Raw genomic sequence first — 19,250 nt, 5'->3', positions numbered from 1 at the left:
TATTAGTGAACCGGTATTAGCGCATGCATTATGCTGATTATGCCGGATTAAATTACTATTTGTTCCAGATATTTATTCAACCACCGGAACTATTTTCCTAACAAAAAGAACAAGGGGGTACCGGGCCGTTTTCGGTACAGCAGCACCAATAACAGGCAGGCCATAAAAACCACACAGGCATATATAAAAAGCAGGCCGCCATCACCCATCACCTCAATACCTAATTGAGTGAAATGCGAAAAAAGAGCACCGGCCATCAAACCCATTCCCAACAGTGCCCCCCAGGCCGTTGTGCGATGATACAGGATCAATACCGATGCCAGTAACTCCATTACACCAACACCAATCCGTCCCCATGGCTCCATGTGAAGGGTGGTGAATATATAGACCGACTCTTGCGAAGCGGTAAATTTAAAATAGAGTGTCTGCAGCATGATAATAGCCGCCAGCAGACGAAGTATCCACACAAGTACCGTAGATTTTTTTTTCATAGCAATCAATTAAGGGATCAACGATTGAGGTGTTGCCAGTTGGCATCTGCCTGGTTTTTTAAATTTGATTCACTCCTGTTCCAGTCATTCAGTGTGTTGTTAAAGAACTTGTTATAGAACAGATACAGTTTATGTTGAATGATTTTGAATGTACCGGGATCCACTGGTACTTTTTCGCCCTTGGCTCCCATGGCATAAGCACACCAGCCGCCATAGGCCGGTTCGTAGGTTGCCGGTGCCTGTTTAAAAGCCTCCTTGTTTTCCAGCGTGGCAAAATAGTAGGTGACTCCTTCATATAATGTAGCCAGTTCTTTTTTCCCTTTTACGGCTTTGTTCTGGGTAAAATAAGCCACAGGGTCGTAACCCTGAATAGCAACCCCTTTTTCCAGGTTATTGTGCTTTTTACGCAAGGCAACTGCATCCTGCGCCTGCAGACCTGATAGTAAGCACAGAACAAATACGATCAAGAGCAAAAATCGGTTCATGGTTTTCATAATTTTTAATAGTTACGATGTTATACCGGAATGAAGACGAGTGAATAGCGGTTTCCTTACCAGAGTATCTGTTTTTTATTTTCCGGTATAATGGCTACCGGCTGTAAGGAAATTTTCCATGCTTCGTCCATATCAGGGTAACTATATTTTTCCAAGAAAACCAATTGTATGCAAAAGATCTTTCTTTCGGTATGCCTTCTGCTCAGCATGGCAGCTACTGCACAAAACAGTCCTAAAGGATTGACACTCAACGAGCAAGCCCCTGATTTCAGTTCCTCAGATCAATATGGAAAAACCATTTCTCTCAGCAATGAGTTAAAGAAAGGGGCAGTTGTATTGGTCTTTTACCGCGGCCAATGGTGCCCGTATTGCAATAAGGCACTGAAACAACTGGAAGATTCTTTATTATTTATTAAAGAAAAGGGGGCATCTGTTATTACCATCACACCTGAAAAACCGGCTTACATCAACCAAACCATCAGCAAAACCAAAGCCAGCTATTCCATCCTGCATGACGAGGGACTGTTGATCATGAAAAAATATGACGTAGTCTTTCAGGTTGATGAAAAGACCATTGAAGCCTATAAAAAATACGGTATCCATTTTAACGAGGTGAACGGAGAAGCGAATGGAGCCAATTTACCAGTACCGGCCGTTTACGTAATTAACAAACAGGGTAAGATCGTGTACCGCTATTTCGACAAAGATTACCGGAAACGTTCCTCCGTTAGGGATATACTCGCGCATTTATGATCTCAGCTGTTGCCAACCACCCTACGATGGAAATTGATCTGACCCAGATGATAGTTGAGATGCGCCAATGTATGTACCAGGTAATAACCGGTGGTCATGGTGTAATCAAATACTTTTTCAGGATATTCAGTTTCCATTGTTTCTGCAGACAGTGAGCGGATGGTTTTGGTAACGATCGCCGCGGTATGATCCAGACTGAGAATCATATCAGCTCTCGGAATATGTTTGCTGATGAATTCTACGGGCCGGTTTCGTACATACCCGCTGCTTCCCAGTACGGCACCAATATAATGCTGCAGATTACCCAGCAGGTGCAGGCATAAGTTGCCCCCTGAATTGGAAGTACCCGGCGCTACTTGCCATAACAGTTCTTCATTTTCATATAAACTGATCTCAGCTTTCAGTTTCAGTATATCGCGCTCGTATAATTGGGCGAGGTTTTCTGTGAGCATAGTTATTCTTTATCAGGCGTTATTATACACTTTATACACAGACTCACGCAAAGGCGCTCCGGCATCAGACACAATAAACTCGAGTATGGCCGCCAACGCTTCCGGTTTTACCCAGCTATCCGGATTTACATCCGGCATCGATTTACGGTTTAATGCCGTATCAAGCGTAGAAGGAGCCACCACCGTGGCGGTTACATTTTTTCCTTTGGCTTCTTCGTTCATATAATCGGCTAATGTAAACAGGAGAGATTTACTTAACCCATACGCTACCAGATTCTTACCTGCAGAAGGCTCCAGTGCGGGACGCGCTCCTATAAACACCACTCTGCCCTGCCCCTTTGTCAGCATGTGCTGAAACAACGGCCGGGCCACATGGTAAGCGGTTTTGAAATTAAGTGACACCTGCTGATCAATGTCGGCAGAAGAAGTATCCGCTACAGACCCCATAGCAAATCCACCCACCAAAAGTAAAGCCGCATCGATGGAATGGTATTGGTCGATCACAAGCTTTATGAAATTTGCTGCGGCTGTCTCATCGGCCAGATCCACCACATGTACATCCAGTTGTGGCGCAACTGTCAGCCCGGCTTTCATGGCTTCATTGGCAACAGTGGCAATTACCTGGTAATCTTTATCAAGAAAAAAACGGGTAACAGCTGTACCGAGATTTCCATTGGCACCGGTGATAATAACAGTTTTCATGGGTAAAAAGGATTATGCTATGAAAGGAACAGGAACTGGTAAATTACTCATTTTTCAGGAAGATTTCTGTTTGTTAAGAACTAGTTAACAGCTATATCTGCTTAAAATTACGCCTTGCAACAGAAAAATAAAACGGTTCTTTGTACTTTGAATCTATTTTTGAAAGACAATATTACGCGGATGAAACAGGTTTCTTTACGCTTACTGGCCTTACTGTTTACTGTACTGCTGGCACAGACAGGAAAAACACAACTGATCGATTCCATGATGGCGGTATATGCCGAACAGTATCCCACCGAAAAAATACATATCCATTTCGACAAAAGCATTTACAACAAAGAAGAGACCATTTTTTACAAAATTTATCTCTTATCAGGCACAGAACTGAGTTACCTGAGTAAGAACATGTATGTAGAGTGGTATGATACCACGGGTAAGATGATCAAACAAACAGTGGCACCACTGTTTCAATCAACCGCCAAAGGTTCTTTCGAATTACCTGCTGATTACACTGGCAATTTTATCCGTATCAAAGCTTTTACCCGCTGGATGCTGAATGACGATCCTGCTTTCCGGTATGAAAAAGATATTACACTCAACATCAGTGCCACCCCTACCCCCAGAAAACCGGTGGCGTATAAAACAAAAGTGGAGACTTTTCCTGAAGGTGGCTTTCTCGTTAGTGGATTAACCACCCGTATCGCTTTCAAAGCCACCAACCAGTTTGGCAATCCGGTTTATGTGAAAGGTGTATTGGTGAATGATAAAAACAAAGTACTGGATACCATCAAAGCCAGGCATGATGGTATGGGTAGCTTTTTTTTACTGCCTGCACCACAGGAGAATTACAAGATCAACTGGACAGACGAATACGGCAAAACCGGCAGTACTCCTATACCGGTTACCAAAACACAGGGTGCCAGACTCACTATCAGAACCACCAACGAAAAAGCATTGGTGCAGGTAGAAAGAACCGCGGTTGTACCCGAAAATTTCAAACGGATGAACCTCCTCGTTCACATGAATCAGGTTCTGATGTATAAAGTAAGCATGAACGCCTCGGAGAAATTATTATTGAATGCAGAAGTGCCGATTGATGAACTGGCTACCGGTTTATTGCAGTTCTCTTTATTCACTTCTGACTGGATACCTGTTGCAGAAAGAGTGATTTTTGTGAACAACCGTTTACACGAATTCAATACCAAACTGAATACGGCACTGGTTAGTCTTGACAAACGGGGCAAAAACGTATACGAGATCTTTGTATCAGATACGGCCAGCACCAACCTATCAGTATCTATCACCGATGCCAGTATCGGCGAGCCGGATGAGCGTACCATTTTTTCGGATTTGTTACTCAGCAGCGAGATCAAGGGTAAGATTCATAATCCCGGTTATTACCTCAGCAGTGATGCGGATAGTGTAACAGCCAACCTGGATCTCGTAATGCTCACCAATGGCTGGCGCAGGTTTGACTGGGATAAGATCAAAGCCGCTGTTACACCTACCCAACAATACCCGGTAGAAACAGATTTCATGAAAATTACAGGTAAAGTATTTGGCGATAAATCTGTGATTGCAGGGAAACCGCTTTTGCTGAACCTGATTGTTACAGGTAAAGACAGCAGCCGGAACTTTTTGTTTCTGCCTGTAGACAGGGACGGTAATTTTGAACAGAAAGGCGCTTTTTTTTACGATACGGCCCGCATTTTCTACAGCTTTAACGGTAATGATAAACTCACCGATCTGACACAGGTGAAATTTGAAAATGGTTTGTTACGTTATACCCCCAAATCCATCCAGTTTGGAGATACCTATCGCCCCCTGCGCTACAGCGACAGTATCGCGAAAGCCAGGCTGAATTATTTTCTGAATGAGCAGGAGTTATTGAAAAAAAGGATGGCTTCTACAACGCTGCAGGAAGTAATTGTAAAAGCTAGGGCCAAAACAAAGGAACAGCAACTCGATGAAAGATATGCACGTGGATTGTTTTCGGGTGGTGATGCATATTCCTTTGATTTAACAGAAGACATCGGGATCGGCGGTGCTATGGACATCTTATCCTACCTGCAGGGAAAAGTACCCGGATTAATGATCAGCGGATCCGGCGCCAATATGAGTCTGAGCTGGCGTGGTGCTACACCCGATCTGTATCTGAACGAAATGGTATCTGCTATAGATATGGTACAAACCATCAATATCCGCGATATTGCCATGATCAAAGTATTCCGTCCACCTTTCTTTGGTTCTTTCGGAGGCGGCAGCGGCGGTGCCATTGCCATCTATACCAAAAAAGGCAATGACGCAAAATCCAGTGCACCTAACAGTAAGGGACTGGAGAATACCATCCTCGGAGGTTATTCCCGTTTCAAGGAGTTCTACAATCCTTCCTACGAAAAAGCCAGCGATAATTTTGAAACAGATAACCGTACCACTTTGTACTGGAACCCCTACCTCATCACCAACAAAAAAAATCCAAGGGTAAGATTCCAGTTTTACAACAATGATGTAAGCAAAAAACTGCTGCTGGTGCTGGAAGGGGTTAATTCAGACGGGAAAATGACTCGGGTGGTGAAACTCTTAGAATAAACATTAAACAATCACTGTTGTCTGGTAAAACCTGTTTGTATTACTTGAAAATTTTACCAAGACAAGCAGTTTAAAGAGCTGACTATCTCTATGCTCCTCTGTTGCTCTGCGACCTCTGTGTAAAAAAAAGACAGTTATCATCAGGTAATCGGAATAAAGTATTTTTTTCAACTCAGAGATCTGGAGCTACACAGAGGAAGCAGCTTTTTTCAGCGGACAACAATGACTATACAATCCCCATCTGTTTCATCAGGTACGTGGCATTTTTGCTTTGTGCGATCCCATTCCGCTTCCTGAAATCGAAATGGAGTCCGGTTTCGGTTACTTCGCTTTCAAAACAGAAATTTTCTACCATGCCTGGGTATTCTGTGGCCAGTATACCTAATTCGATATCATGGGTAGCAATCAGTGTAAGACAGTTCTGCTGTACTATTTTTTTGATCAACAGGGCCGTACCATCATGTTTATCAGTAGAGTTGGTGCCACGCATCACTTCATCCAGCAAAACCAATGCAGGCTCCGGCGCCGCAAGAGATTGTATGATGGTTTGCAGGCATTTTAATTCAGCATAAAAATAAGAAGTGCTTTCCTCGAGCGAATCGATATGGTGAAAAGAAGTTAAGATCCTGACCGGACGGCAGCTGAAACTTTGGGCAAATACCGGTGCACCTAACTGTGCCAGAACCATGTTCAATCCTACTGCCCGCAGAAAAGTACTTTTGCCCGACATATTGGAACCTGTAATCAGGTGTAATCTTGCCGGCTCACCAATAGAAAAATCATTGCACACCGCCCTATCTGTTTTCATCAGTGGATGGCCGAGACCGGTAGCGTTAATCACTAACTGATCTGTAACAATCTCCGGAAATATGAACGAGGGATGATTGTACTGAAAATTAGCAATGGAGTTCAGCATTTCCATTTCTCCCATGGCATCAAACCAATCTTTAAATGCAGATTGATAACGCTTATTCCATTGCAGGTAGGCAAGGGCACAGATCAGATCGGATAAAAAAAGCCCGTTCACAAAAAACGAAAACAGGCTCAGGCGCAGGTCAAATACCCCGGTTAAACGGGCCAGTTTACGGAAAGCGCCGGCCGCTTCCGCCAGTCTTTGTTGTTTTTGTTGCAGACCGGGATGTTCCAGCCGGGCCGCACAGATCCAGTCAAAACAAGCGGCATATTGGGTAAAGAGATAACTCTTTTTAGAGATATGATTATACAGCAGGGAAATTTTACCGAACACCAATGATAACAATAACAATCCCGATACAGTAAACAATAGTAACCAGTTGTACTGATCAACCCAGATCGAATAGCCGATAAGCATTACGCCAGCAATGGGCCAGATCCAGGCTAATTGTTTCCACGGACTTTGCTGTAATGCTTTACCTGCCTTTTCGGGTAAGCCTGCCATCATTTGGGGTAAGGCCTCTTCCTCCTTTAGCAGAAGTGTATGGGCCAATAGTGTTTGTCTGAAATGGATCTTGTCCGATAGTTCCTGCACACTGGCCTGTTGTTCTTCGATCTGCTGTTTGTTCAGCGAGGGCATCAGTAGTGCGGCAGCCAGCTTTTGTTTACCCGGTTTACTGCCGGTACGGTTCAGCACATGGTAGAGAGAATTCTTTCCGAAAATAGTCAGGTCGTTTGCAAAACCCTGAGAACGCAGTACTTCTGTTCCATCTTCGAAACAGGAGGACTTACCATCGGCAATACCTATCTCATTCTCGTTGATCAGGATCAGTTGCTGTTGAAAAGCGATCCGCTGTTTTAACACAGCTGCCCGCGATACCCAGAATAGAAACACAGCTATGCAAAGCAATGCATACCCTAATGCAAAACCTTCGAAACGTTGGCGGAAAGCGGTATATACAAACCAGGCGAATAGTAAAAAAAAGACCAGCCTGAGTAAACTGTTCAGAGAAAGTTGTTTCGTGAGGGATTTCTTTTCTGCCCTATACAGGTCCGCTCTCTCCTGGTAAACAAGAAGCAATGAATCACTCATATGGTTACTATTGACGTTCCGTTAGCAATGGTAACCATATAAGATTTGGGGATCCGGCCAAAACTAACTTCATATGATTTTTCTACCTCTTTTATCAACGCTTCTACAGCATCTTTTTGCACAAGATTAATGGTACAGCCCCCAAATCCACCACCCATCATTCTGGCTCCCAATACTTCGGGGCGATTCCGCACCAGGTTCACCAGTGTATCTGCTTCAGGGCAACTTACTGCATATAAATGGCTGAGACCATCATGCGTAGCAAACATTTTCTGCCCGAAAGCGATCAGGTCATTGTTTATCAGGTCATCGCAGGCTTCCTGTAAACGGCAGATCTCTTCTACCACAAACCGGCAGCGGTTATATACAACGGGATCTCCACCCTGTAAACATTCGTTCACCATATAGGGTGCTGCATCGCGCAGGCTCTGTACCTGCGGATAGGTTTTCTGTATCATGCGTACGCCTGCCTCACACTCTTCTCTGCGCAGATTATATTCCGAAGAAGCCAGCGAATGTTTTACGCCGGTATCAAACAGAACAATCCGGTACGCATCGGTAGCAAATGGCATGTACGCAAAGTCCAGTGAACGGCAGTCCAGGCGGATCACATGCCCCTCCTTGCCAAACATACTGGCAAAGGGATCCATGATCCCACATTGTAGTCCTACGAATTCATTCTCTGCTTTTTGTGCGGTCTGTACCATGGTCAGTCGCGCCAGTTGCAGGCCGAACAATTCATTCAAAGCAAATACAGTGGCGCATTCCACTGCTGCAGAAGAAGAGAGGCCCGCTCCCAGTGGAACATCGCCCATCACTACAGCTGAAAAACCGCTGATCACATGCCCGGCTTTTTGCAATTGCTGCACCACCCCAAGTATAAAATCGGGCCATTGCTGGCCAGACTTGTTCAGCGCATAAAGGCTTCCTGTATAAAACTGATCAAGATCCGCAGCATACAGCAGTATCTGATCATCAGCTCTTTTATTGATAGCGATGTAAATGGCTTTATCGATGGCGGCGGGTAAAACAAATCCCAGGTTGTAATCGGTGTGCTCTCCGATCAGGTTGATCCTGCCGGGAGAACGTACAATTAACGCGGGATCACCAAATTGCTGCTGGTAAATTTCCCGAACCCGGGAAGAAATCGGAACGGTAGCTTGCATGTAGGCTGTTAGTTATTTTTTATTCTCACTGTTCAGAAACAGATCATAATTCAGTTTCAAAATGCATTTCAGGTATAATCACTTCTTTAAATCCCTTGCGAACCAGCCTGCGTGCAAAATCCTGCTGCACATCATACTCACCATGTACGAGGAACAGGCTTCTTACAAGGGCCGGATCCTGGCAGGCCAGAAACTGGCACAGATCATCATAATCGCCATGGGCACTCATGCTGCGCATCTGCCCTACTTCCGCGATCACCGGATACATTTCTCCGAAGATCTTCACTTCTTTGGCCCCGTTCATCAAACGGCCACCCAATGAGCGCGGCTCGCAATAACCCACCAACAGAATGGTATTCCGCTCATCTTGAATATTGTTCATGATATGGTGTTTCACCCGGCCCGCATCAGCCATACCACTGGCTGATATGATCACACAGGGTTGTGGCAGATTATTCAGATTCTTACTTTCCTCTACCGTTTTGATAAAATTGAGTCCTGCAAAATCAAAAGGATCCGCATCATCCTGCATAATCTTTCTGATGCGTTTATTAAAATACTGCGGATAGTTTTTTAACAGACTGGTGGCTTCCCGGCTTAACGGACTATCCACATAATAAGGCACAGCCGGCAGGCGATGCTCCAGTTCCAGCTGATTCAGCGCATACAGTAACTCCTGTGTTCTTCCCACACTGAAAGAAGGAATAATCAGTTTCCCTTTTTTCTCAATACAGGTTTTATGGATCCAGTCGTGCATCGCATCCACTGTACCATGTACTTCATCATGCAGTTTATTCCCGTAAGTGCTTTCCAGCAAAATATAATCAGCCTGCGGAAAAATATCGGGCGAGCGGAGAATGGCATCATTGTAACGCCCCACATCTCCACTGAAACTAATACAAGTAGTTTCTCCCGCCTCAACAATCCGCAGATGAACCGCTGCACTACCAATGATATGCCCTGCATCAGTAAACATCACTTCAATGCTTTCATCAATGCGGGTCCACATATTATAATTCACCGTTTGAAACTGCTCCAGCGCCTGCGCCGCATCTTCCAGATCGTACAAAGGTTCGTAAGGTGGCAACCCTTGTTTGGCCCTACGCTTATTGATGAACCGGGTATCATCTCTCTGAATCTGCGCAGAATCTTCGAGTAAAATACCGGCCAGCTCTTTGGTGGCAGGTGTGGCATAAATAGGTCCTTTAAAACCATGTTTTACCAGGTGCGGCACCTGTCCGCAATGATCGATATGCGCATGCGATAAAACCAGATAATCGATCAGTGCCGGATCAAAACCAAAATCTTCATTCATGGGCCCGGTATCCTTACCCAGTCCCTGAAAAAGACCACAATCCAGCAATAGATTTTTTCCATTCTTCAGTGTGATCAGATGTTTGGAGCCTGTTACCGTTCTGGCCGCCCCATGAAATCCTATTTTCATATTACCTCCACTTCCCTGCGTCTGTAATGCGGTTATACATTACTGCCGGGTTTTATCTAATGAGTAAAAACAACACCCGTTTATTTCATCATCGGGCGGAATTCGATTTCGCTTTAAAACTCCAGGTAATCAGGAATTCCGACACCTGTTCTCCCGCCTCATTCCTTCCTACAGAACGGCAGGTAATGGTTTTACCTTCACCGGTGGCAATGGATGCTTCTATCACTGCATCAATCGCATCGCCATCTTCACAGGTAAAGGCAATGAGATCTGTTGCTTTTTTGAAAAATCTGGCTTCCAGTCCTACCACCAGCATACTCACTGCCGGGTTACGCTGGTATACCTGTCCTGAAGCCAGTAAGCCCGTACTCATTTCTGCCGCCATTGACTGCACAGCAAAATACATGGAACGGAAAGGATTTTGTGTGAACCATTTATAGCGTACCGTAACCACTGCCCTGTGTTCGTCAAATTCCCTGATGCGCAAACCCGCGAAAAAAGCCGAGGGTAATTTCTGCAACATAAACAGCCGGAACTTTACCGGGTTACTAATCTGTTGACGAAAAGAAGCAAATGCCGGGTTCATGTATCGCTGACAGTTTGGTGAAATAAACAGACCTACAGGCAACAAAGCGCCATACCTACCTAAATGTACCAAGTAGCTGCTTGAGTAAAAAATTTAATACAGGAGTTGTTACAACAGCAGGGCAGCCAATGCATAATCGGCCAGCAGAATCAGGATACAGCTCACCACCACCGCACTGGTACTGGCCCGGCCTATCTCCAGTGAACCGCCTTTTACATTGTATCCGAAATAAGCAGGGATACTGCTCAGGATAAATGCAAACGTATACGATTTGTATAAGGCAAAATTGATATTATACAGGTTCAGGTTCTGGCGCAGACCAATATCATAAATATCCGTAGCCAGAATGCCCGACAAAGAACCGGCAAACCGTCCACCCCAGATCCCCAATACTGCAGAAATCACTATCAAACAGGGGATCACCACCAGTGACCCCAGAATTTTGGGAAGTATCAGGTAACTTTTGGTATTAATGCCCATGATCTCCAGTGCATCTATCTGCTCGCTGATGCGCATATTACCCAACTCACTCGCAATTTTACTGCCTACCACACCCGCCAGTACAATACTCACTACCGTAGGCGATAATTCGAGGATCATACTATCCCGTACAATCTGCGCAATGGTAGAAGCCGGCACCAGCGGACTCACCAGCTGATAGGCCGTCTGAATCGTGGTTACCGCACCCAGGAACAGCGAAATGATCACCACAATCGGCAATGCACCTACCCCGATCTCTACACACTGGTGCATAAACTCTTTCCAATACATACGCCAGTTCTCTGGTTTGGTAAACATCCCTTTTAACATCAGGAGATAGGTGCCGAAATGGGTGAAAAAAGACATCTTGAAAAATTAAAAATTAAAAATTAAAAATTAAAAATTGAACAGGGAGCAGTCAACTGTAATTGTTAATTGCTAATTGTTAATTTTTAATTTCCTTATTTTTTGCGCTTCTTCAGGCGTTTCCACCAGGCGCTTCTTTGTACTACATCATCTGTATTAATCCTGCATTTCAGCTGGGCATCTACTACGGCTACCAGGGCCATGTTAATGATGCTGCGTACCGTACTGCCTAATTGTAATACGTGAACCGGTTTTTTTAGTCCGAGTAATATCGGGCCAATGGCGTCTGCGCCGCCTACTTCTTTCAGCAGGTTGTAAGTTACGTTACCAGATGTTAAATTAGGGAACATCAGCACATTCACATCTTCATCCACCAGCTCGCTGAAAGGATAGTTATCGCGCAGGATCTCTTTGTTAAAAGCCAGACTACCCTGCATTTCTCCATCCACAATTAACTGGGGATTGCGTTGCTTCAATATTTTGGTAGCTTCTGCCACCAGCCGCGCTTCGGGCGAATCGCTGCTGCCGAAATTACTGTAACTCAGCATGGCAATACGGGGCACAAGGTTAAAGTTGCGCACTTCTTTGGCTACCATCATGGTAATATCGGCCAGCTCTTCTGCAGTAGGGTTAAAGTTCACCGTGGTATCTGCCAGGAACAAAGGTCCTTTTTTGGTTAAGAGCAGGTACATACCGGCAATCTTCTTCACGCCCTCTTCCGTACCAATGATCTGCAGGGCCGGACGGATCGCTTCTGCATAGTTTTTGGTCAACCCTGATAACATGGCATCGGCATCACCCGTTTCCACCATCATACAACCAAAATGGTTGCGGTCTTTCATGATTTTCAGGCTCTCATATTTGTTGATACCCCGGCGATGGCGTTTCTGAAAAAACAACTCACTGTAAAACTCCCGCTTCGATTCCATCTCATCACTTCTGGGATCAATGATCGGAATATCGGTCAGGTCAATATTATTCTCTTCCGCAATCCGGTTAATTTTCGTTGGATCTCCCAGCAAAATCGGATAGGCAATGCCATCATCATACAAAATGCTGGCAGCTTTCAGAATTTTCTGGTTATCGGCTTCTGCAAATACCAGTCGTTTCGGATCCCTGCGCGCTTTGTTACCAATCACACGGATCAACTGGTTATCCAGTCCCAAACGTTTGTTCAGCTCCAGGGTATAGGCATCCCAGTTGGCAATTGTTTTCTGTGCCACGCCACTTTCTACAGCGGCTTTGGCAACAGCAGGCGCTACGGTCGACAATAATCTTGGATCGAGTGGTTTCGGAATGATATAATCCGGACCAAAAGCCATATTATGCTGGTTATAAGCCATGTTCACAATATCCGGTACCGGCGATTTGGCCAGGTCTGCCAGGGCTTTTACAGCAGCCAGTTTCATGGCTTCATTAATCTGTTTGGCACGCACATCCAATGCCCCGCGAAAAATATAAGGGAAGCCCAATACATTGTTTACCTGGTTGGGATAATCCGTTCTGCCGGTAGCCATGATAATATCCTTCCGTACAGCCGTGGCATCTTCATACGTAATCTCCGGATCGGGATTGGCCATCGCAAACACGATGGGATTTTTAGCCATGCTCTTCACCATCTCCTGCGTTACCACATTACCCACACTCAATCCCAGAAATACATCCGCATCTTTCATCGCCGTCTGTAAGGTCCAGTCGCTTTTTTTAACGGCAAACTGGGTTCTGATGGGACCCAGATCGGTTCTTCCCAGGTGTAATACACCATCTTTATCAAACAGGATAAAATTCTCGTAACGGGCGCCCAGTGCAACGTATAACTGTATACAGGCCATAGCAGCCGCACCGGCACCATTGATCACGAATTTTACTTTCTCAATTTTCTTTTTCTGCAGTTCCAGCGCATTCAGCAAAGCGGCACTGCTGATGATGGCGGTACCATGCTGGTCATCGTGCATCACCGGAATATTCATCTGCTTTTTCAGCTCCTGCTCTATGTAAAAACATTCAGGGGCTTTAATGTCTTCCAGGTTAATACCGCCAAACGTAGGTTCCAGCGATTTTACAATCTGTACAAACTTCTCCGGATCCTTTTCGTTGATCTCAATATCAAACACATCTATATCAGCAAAGATCTTGAACAATACCCCCTTCCCTTCCATCACGGGTTTGCTGGCTTCGGGACCAATATCGCCCAACCCAAGTACCGCGGTACCATTGGTAATCACGGCTACCAGGTTACCCTTGGCCGTGTATTTGTACACATCTTCGGGGTTGGCGGCGATCTCTTTACAGGGTTCGGCCACTCCGGGACTATACGCCAGTGAAAGGTCTCTTTGTGTTTTGGCTTCTTTGGTGGGAACTACCTCAATTTTTCCGGGGCGTCCGCTGGAATGGTATTCCAGGGCCTGCTCCCTTCTCAGGTCTGTATGTTTGGCCATAGCTTTTTTTTAGGTTACCGGCAATCCCGCCGAAGGCGGGATCACTCACTTCAGGGTCCGGTTCGCTATTGAACCGCCACCTTGGCTGAGGGGCAAAAATACGATTTATTCGGATGAGAGGGAGAAGGCAGTTTTATGGCCCTTTATAACAAAACGGGGCCGTTGGCCCCGCATTTGATCTGATTGCTCGCCAGCTAATGGCTATTTTTTATAGTTTGTAATCAACCCTACCCACTACTTCCACTTTAACCGTTTTTACAGGGGTACTTATTTCTAAAACCCCCTTCCGGAGAGAGGTATTGATAGGTGAACTGCGGGTAGTTGTCAGCCTACAGGTGAAGCCATCCCCACGAAATATTTCTCTACAAACACCCTTCTGCAGGTATTCAACCTTGACCCGTTTTACATAAATATGATCAAACTGACTTTTGATAGCAAAAAAGGCTCTTTTAAATCGATCGATAACAAAACAGTTCAACTTTTGGGCCGAATCAGTATTCCCGTTTTGAAAGTCATAGATTCCGCAACCACCATCAATTTTAACACGGTAATCTTTGACCGTGTCTAATTGAAAGTCGGTTTTAGTTGTTTGACTAAAAGAGGTGTGGGAGATTGTTAATAGTAATATATTGAATAAGTATTTCAATTTTCTAATGGCTACTTAGGCAAGAATTTTAAATAGTTGAAGAATATACTTTCGTTAGCCCGTCTATTGCGTCTGAATATATGTACAATATCTTAATGATATTTTGCTGACGAGCTGAGTAGGGTAAGCTGAAAATTCAATCTGAAATCTATACCGGTGATGAGCATACATATCAAGCCATAAATGCAGTAATACTTATGTTGATTGTTGCATTTTCCTTTCTTCTTGTTTTGCTGTTTTGTTTCTTCCAAACTTTTTCATAAATAAACCAAACACTAATCCTCCGATTATCCAAAAAACCGCATTCATGAATAGTTTCTTCCAGGTAAATATATCTTGAATAATTAAAAAATCAGAAATACTCACAAAGATGAACATAAATAACGCATAGCTAAGTCCGATATACCACCATTTATAGTCAGGTTCTGTCAAAACCAATGGCTTAGAAAAATTTTCCTTTTGCATATTTAACCATTTCTGCTTCCACTTTTCTTTAAACCAATACCAAATGGGGAATGTAAGAGCAAGTACTATAAAACTTGTCAGGTTTCTTACACAGGGAATTATTTTACCGCAATTATCGCAGTATAAACCAAACCAGTTTTTGAAAGCCGTGTTATTCTGAGGTGTCCATTTTAAACCGGGATGTAAGGTTTCACAATGTGGACAAGGAACATAACTTCTTTCTGCCAAGCTTTTTTTACTGCTTTTTTCAACCAATGTAATTTTTGGAATTCTCTGTCCAAATATTAACTCGTTAAAAGCAAGCCCAGGGTTCAAAATCCAATGAAGTATCAACGGATGTGTCCAAGTCCAAACCTGGTATTTCTTTTTGTCAAAATTCATATTTTCAAACTTTAGCAGTTGTCCTAACATTACAGACGGTTCTTAAATATACGCAACCACTCATATCAAAACAATAAATTACGAGTCCGTTTTACTCTGTTATCCGCTAACATAGATTATACGTGAGAGGTTTCGCTACAAGCATAGCACAAAGAATTGTTTCTGAATAACTTATAGTTTCAGCCTTGGGTTTGCAGAAAAAAGTAAAGCAAAAGGCGTTCAACATCCGAATCTCGTCTCGGGTTGTAACTCAAAGGTCAGGGCTAAAGCCCACAAACACATTAGCCACCCAACCCCCATGCTAAAGCATGGGGTTATACATGATGGATTTCATACCGAATGCAACCGCCAAACCAGCACTATCTGTAAAGAAGAAAAAACTGCCGCCTCTCCCATTAACCCCAGCCTTCAGGCTGGGGGAATCCATCACTATTCTTACCCGGGCTTCAGCCCTGACCTCAGGTGATGTACCCACAAGCTTACTGCGAGCCGATCACTATGCTACAGTATGGGGCTATAAATGATAGATCATTATCCTAAAAGAATAGCAGCACCAACAGTATCTGTAAACAAACGGCTCCCCCCATTCAGCCAGGCTTTTAGGATAGAAGTCTATTTCATTATTTTTCACTTATACCTTCCCATGATAATTTGGGTCAAAGTCCACCATCCATTCAATACCATATTTGTCTCTGAACATACCAAAATAAGAACCCCAGGGGCTATCAGTCATAGGCATTTCTATTTCTCCACCTGCGGAAAGTCCATTAAATAATTTATCAGCTTCTTCTTTGCTTTCTGTACTGATTGAAATTTTACTCCTATTCTCTTTCTCGTTTACTTTCCCCATGAATTCCGGAACATCATTTGCCATCAGCACATTATTTTTCCCAATAGGCAAAGCGATATGCATGATCTTATTTTTCTCATTCTCTGCTATGGTCATTCCAGGACTTTCAATATCCTTGAAACGAACAATTTTGGCAAATTCTCCGCCAAATACTGATTTGTAAAACGTGAATGCTTCTTCAGCATTACCGTTGAAGTTGATGTGAGGATTGATAAGTGCCATCGTTTTATTTTTGGTTATTATCAAATGTATCACTTATCCAATACATACATAAGGTATGAAAGCGTCAAAAAAGAGGTTCTCTGCGTCAGGCAGTTACGGGGCTACGTAAACTTAAAGCAAGTAAGTTGCCGGTTACAATGAGGCCTAACGCTTAAATATATGCAACCACTCCTGCCAAAACGAGTAAATATCAGTTTGTTATTGTTGCGTTATTCGATAGCGTAGCTATCAGTGAGAGCTTGGGCCGCAAGCTTAACGCAAAGAATTATTTCTGAATAACTTAGAATCAACTATTACCCTCATAGAAAAAAGTGCTGAACACACCTTTCATTCATTACACGCTATCCAGGCTGTAACCCTGCCATCAGGGCTAAGGCCCGCTGGCCAATCAGCCACTCGATCCCCATACCAAAGAATGGGGTTATACTTATTTGGTGATACTATTGAAATAATAAGCCACATCAGAAATATTAATAAATAAGAAAAACACCCGCTCTGTTTTACCTGAATCCAATCCTATCCCTTTCAGCCCAGCTTTTCTGTTCCGTTTTCTCTTCCAGCAGATTCTCAATAGCTGCATAAATCTGGTTCAGTTGCTCATTATGGTTCGAAACAGACGCTTTTATCGCATGAACCTGATCTGCCAATTCATTATACTGAAAAAGGAACCTGCGCATAGCGATAAATGCCCGCATAATAGAAATATGCATATCAATAGCTGTATCAGAATGAAGTACCCCACTTAACATAGCGATCCCTTGCTCCGTAAATGCAAAAGGCAGGTATTTTGAATGGGCCCCACGCCCCCCATTCTTTAAGGTCGCAAATTGCGACCTTAAAGATTTGTATTCATTTTCAGTAAGTTCATACATAAAATCGGGAGGAAATCGACGAATATTTCTGCGGACAGCTTCTTTCAAGCGGCGGGTTTCTACCTGGTACAGGTTAGCCAGGTCAAAGTCCATCATCACCCTGTGGCCTCTTACTAAGAAGATTTTTTCCTGAATTAGCTCTATATCCATACATGGCGGCTTTCGCCAAAAATAGCAAGCACTTAGAAGGAATGGCAGCGTATTTATACGTAGTTTTTAAAGCTACAAAACGGTAGCTGCCCCCAGCCAGGCCATCATGCCCATACCGGTTTCGATGGCATTTTCATCTATATCAAATCTGGGGGTATGCACGTTGTGAATGATGCCTTTTGCTTCGTTCCTTACACCCAGGCGATAAAAACAACCCGGGATTACCTGGGTATAAAAGCCAAAGTCTTCGGCACCCATCCTGATCTCAGTTTCTTCTACGTACTCCTTACCCATATACGTTTCTGCCAGCTGCCAGCCTTTGCCGGTCAGAACAGGATCATTGTCTACAGTAGGATAACCGATATCAATATGCAGCTCTATCTCCGCGCCTGTTGCTTCGGCCATACCCGCTACCTGTTTGCGGATCAGTTCATGCGCTTTCGTGCGCCATGCTTCATCCATAGCACGGAAGGTACCCATCAGTTTTACCTCACTCGGTATCACATTGGTGGTATGTCCGCCTTGAATAGAGCAGATGGATAATACTGAAGGAGACAACGGATTATTGTTCCGCGATATAATCTGTTGCAAACTAACAATCAGCTGCGAAGCCACCAGGATGGTATCTACCGTTAAATGCGGTGCCGCTGCATGCCCGCCTTTGCCTTTGATGGTAAGATATAATTCATCCGCACTAGCCATTACCCTTCCTTTCCGGAAACTAAGTTTGCCCAATGCTAATCCGGGATGTACATGTAACCCATAAATACCCTGCGGCCTCGGATTTTCAAGCACACCCTCTTTTATCATAAAACTGGCACCACCGGGATTTCTTTCCTCACCGGGCTGAAACAGCAGTTTCACTGTTCCCTCCCACTCATCTTTTAATTCTGCCAATATCTTAGCCGCTCCCAACAGGATCGTGGTATGCACATCATGCCCGCAGGCATGCATGACACCAGGATTCTTTGACTTATACGACACTTCGTTCTCTTCTGTAATCGGCAGTGCATCCATATCGGCACGTAAGGCAATGACCCGGCTATCCGGGTTCTTGCCTTTGATGATTCCCAATACACCGGTAGTGGCTTTTATTTCAAAAGAGATTCCGAATGACCGTAGTTTTTCCTGTACATACTTACTCGTCTCAAATTCCTGGTAACTCAATTCAGGGTGGGCATGCAGGTGCTGCCGAACGCTGATGAATTCTGCAGCATATTGACGGGCAAGGTCTTTTATTTTTTGTTGTAACATCTTCGTTATTGATTGATGATATCCTCTTCTTCTTTGGGTATATACTCTACCCCATCTTCTACTATATACACACCCTGCGAATAGATTTTATTCAGCAGGATTTTGAATTTCTCTGCCTCTTCTTTCTTCAGAAAATTTCCGATCCGTACTTTAAAATTAGGCGACTGAAAAATCACATATACTTTCTGATCCGGGAAACGCGACATCAGTTCAGACCTTCTGGCAAAAGCATCACCTCTGCGCGGCGTACTTGCCAGCTGTATGCGGTAGCCTTTGTACAGCCCATTAGGTGTCATCATAGCACTGCGCTGGTTGGCCTGCAGTTGTTTCAAACTTAATATGTCGAGGCGCGGATCCTTTTTTACCATGACAGTGTCAGCCGCATACAAAGTAGCGCTGCAAACAAAAACCAATCCCCCTATGATGATCCGCTGTATCATTCTC

At 44.1% G+C, this 19,250-nt stretch carries 17 protein-coding genes; 2 read left to right on the top strand and 15 right to left on the bottom strand.

The window, feature by feature from the left end:
* Window positions 1-89 precede the first annotated feature (89 nt).
* Window positions 90-491 (bottom strand): DoxX family membrane protein, encoded by a 402-nt coding sequence (locus AC1RNB_RS01005; RefSeq protein ID WP_493079931.1) that lies wholly within the window; start codon window positions 489-491, stop codon window positions 90-92.
* A 17-nt stretch (window positions 492-508) separates the two neighbouring features.
* A complete protein-coding gene (locus AC1RNB_RS01000; RefSeq protein ID WP_493079929.1) occupies window positions 509-976 on the bottom strand; it encodes a YHS domain-containing (seleno)protein in 468 nt (155 codons plus the stop codon).
* A gap of 177 nt (window positions 977-1,153) precedes the next feature.
* On the opposite strand from AC1RNB_RS01000, the gene AC1RNB_RS00995 reads away from it, so the two are divergent.
* A complete protein-coding gene (locus AC1RNB_RS00995; protein WP_493079927.1) occupies window positions 1,154-1,738 on the top strand; it encodes a peroxiredoxin-like family protein in 585 nt (194 codons plus the stop codon).
* 2 nt (window positions 1,739-1,740) lie between these two features.
* Here AC1RNB_RS00995 and AC1RNB_RS00990 read toward each other — a convergent pair whose 3' ends face one another.
* Both AC1RNB_RS00990 and AC1RNB_RS00985 read right to left on the bottom strand, forming a co-directional pair.
* Window positions 1,741-2,190 (bottom strand): DinB family protein, encoded by a 450-nt coding sequence (locus AC1RNB_RS00990; protein WP_493079925.1) that lies wholly within the window; start codon window positions 2,188-2,190, stop codon window positions 1,741-1,743.
* 12 nt (window positions 2,191-2,202) lie between these two features.
* Entirely contained in the window at window positions 2,203-2,892 is a 690-nt protein-coding gene (locus AC1RNB_RS00985; protein ID WP_493079923.1) for an SDR family NAD(P)-dependent oxidoreductase, read from the bottom strand.
* Window positions 2,893-3,072: 180 nt separating this feature from the next.
* Here AC1RNB_RS00985 and AC1RNB_RS00980 point away from each other — a divergent pair, with 180 nt between their 5' ends.
* The gene (locus AC1RNB_RS00980) at window positions 3,073-5,481 is read left to right on the top strand and encodes a hypothetical protein (protein WP_493079921.1); all 2,409 of its coding nucleotides are present in this window, start codon (window positions 3,073-3,075) and stop codon (window positions 5,479-5,481) included.
* 226 nt (window positions 5,482-5,707) lie between these two features.
* On the opposite strand, the gene AC1RNB_RS00975 is transcribed toward AC1RNB_RS00980, so the two are convergent.
* The 11 genes from AC1RNB_RS00975 to AC1RNB_RS00925 all read right to left on the bottom strand — a co-directional run bounded on the left by AC1RNB_RS00975 (window position 5,708) and on the right by AC1RNB_RS00925 (window position 19,246).
* A complete protein-coding gene (locus AC1RNB_RS00975; protein WP_493079919.1) occupies window positions 5,708-7,486 on the bottom strand; it encodes a MutS-related protein in 1,779 nt (592 codons plus the stop codon).
* Window positions 7,483-8,652 carry a galactokinase gene (galK, locus tag AC1RNB_RS00970; RefSeq protein WP_493079917.1) on the bottom strand — a complete coding sequence of 390 codons (1,170 nt, stop codon included), beginning with the start codon at window positions 8,650-8,652 and terminating at the stop codon, window positions 7,483-7,485. The genes AC1RNB_RS00975 and galK overlap by 4 nt, the downstream gene beginning before the upstream one ends.
* Window positions 8,653-8,695: 43 nt before the next feature.
* Window positions 8,696-10,096 (bottom strand): MBL fold metallo-hydrolase RNA specificity domain-containing protein, encoded by a 1,401-nt coding sequence (locus tag AC1RNB_RS00965; protein WP_493079915.1) that lies wholly within the window; start codon window positions 10,094-10,096, stop codon window positions 8,696-8,698.
* Window positions 10,097-10,184: 88 nt separating this feature from the next.
* The gene (locus tag AC1RNB_RS00960; RefSeq protein ID WP_493079913.1) at window positions 10,185-10,682 is read right to left on the bottom strand and encodes a PaaI family thioesterase; all 498 of its coding nucleotides are present in this window, start codon (window positions 10,680-10,682) and stop codon (window positions 10,185-10,187) included.
* Window positions 10,683-10,790: 108 nt separating this feature from the next.
* Window positions 10,791-11,528, bottom strand: a complete 738-nt coding sequence (locus AC1RNB_RS00955; protein WP_493079911.1) for an MlaE family ABC transporter permease — start codon at window positions 11,526-11,528, stop codon at window positions 10,791-10,793.
* Window positions 11,529-11,623: 95 nt separating this feature from the next.
* Entirely contained in the window at window positions 11,624-13,966 is a 2,343-nt protein-coding gene (locus AC1RNB_RS00950) for an NADP-dependent malic enzyme (RefSeq protein WP_493079909.1), read from the bottom strand.
* 841 nt (window positions 13,967-14,807) lie between these two features.
* On the bottom strand, window positions 14,808-15,458 hold the full coding sequence (locus AC1RNB_RS00945) for a hypothetical protein (RefSeq protein WP_493079907.1): 651 nt from the start codon (window positions 15,456-15,458) through the stop codon (window positions 14,808-14,810).
* A gap of 631 nt (window positions 15,459-16,089) precedes the next feature.
* Window positions 16,090-16,530, bottom strand: a complete 441-nt coding sequence (locus tag AC1RNB_RS00940) for a VOC family protein (protein WP_493079905.1) — start codon at window positions 16,528-16,530, stop codon at window positions 16,090-16,092.
* A gap of 500 nt (window positions 16,531-17,030) precedes the next feature.
* Complete coding sequence (locus AC1RNB_RS00935; protein WP_493079904.1) at window positions 17,031-17,552, bottom strand: ORF6N domain-containing protein; 522 nt, start codon at window positions 17,550-17,552, stop codon at window positions 17,031-17,033.
* Between the two features lie 72 nt (window positions 17,553-17,624).
* Entirely contained in the window at window positions 17,625-18,806 is a 1,182-nt protein-coding gene (locus AC1RNB_RS00930; RefSeq protein ID WP_493079902.1) for a M20 metallopeptidase family protein, read from the bottom strand.
* Window positions 18,807-18,811: 5 nt separating this feature from the next.
* The gene (locus tag AC1RNB_RS00925; protein ID WP_493079901.1) at window positions 18,812-19,246 is read right to left on the bottom strand and encodes an SPOR domain-containing protein; all 435 of its coding nucleotides are present in this window, start codon (window positions 19,244-19,246) and stop codon (window positions 18,812-18,814) included.
* Window positions 19,247-19,250: the final 4 nt, after the last annotated feature.

The organism is Sediminibacterium sp. GW821-FHT12F12 (assembly GCF_058806635.1).
This window is presented reverse-complemented; position numbering and strand designations above follow the sequence as displayed.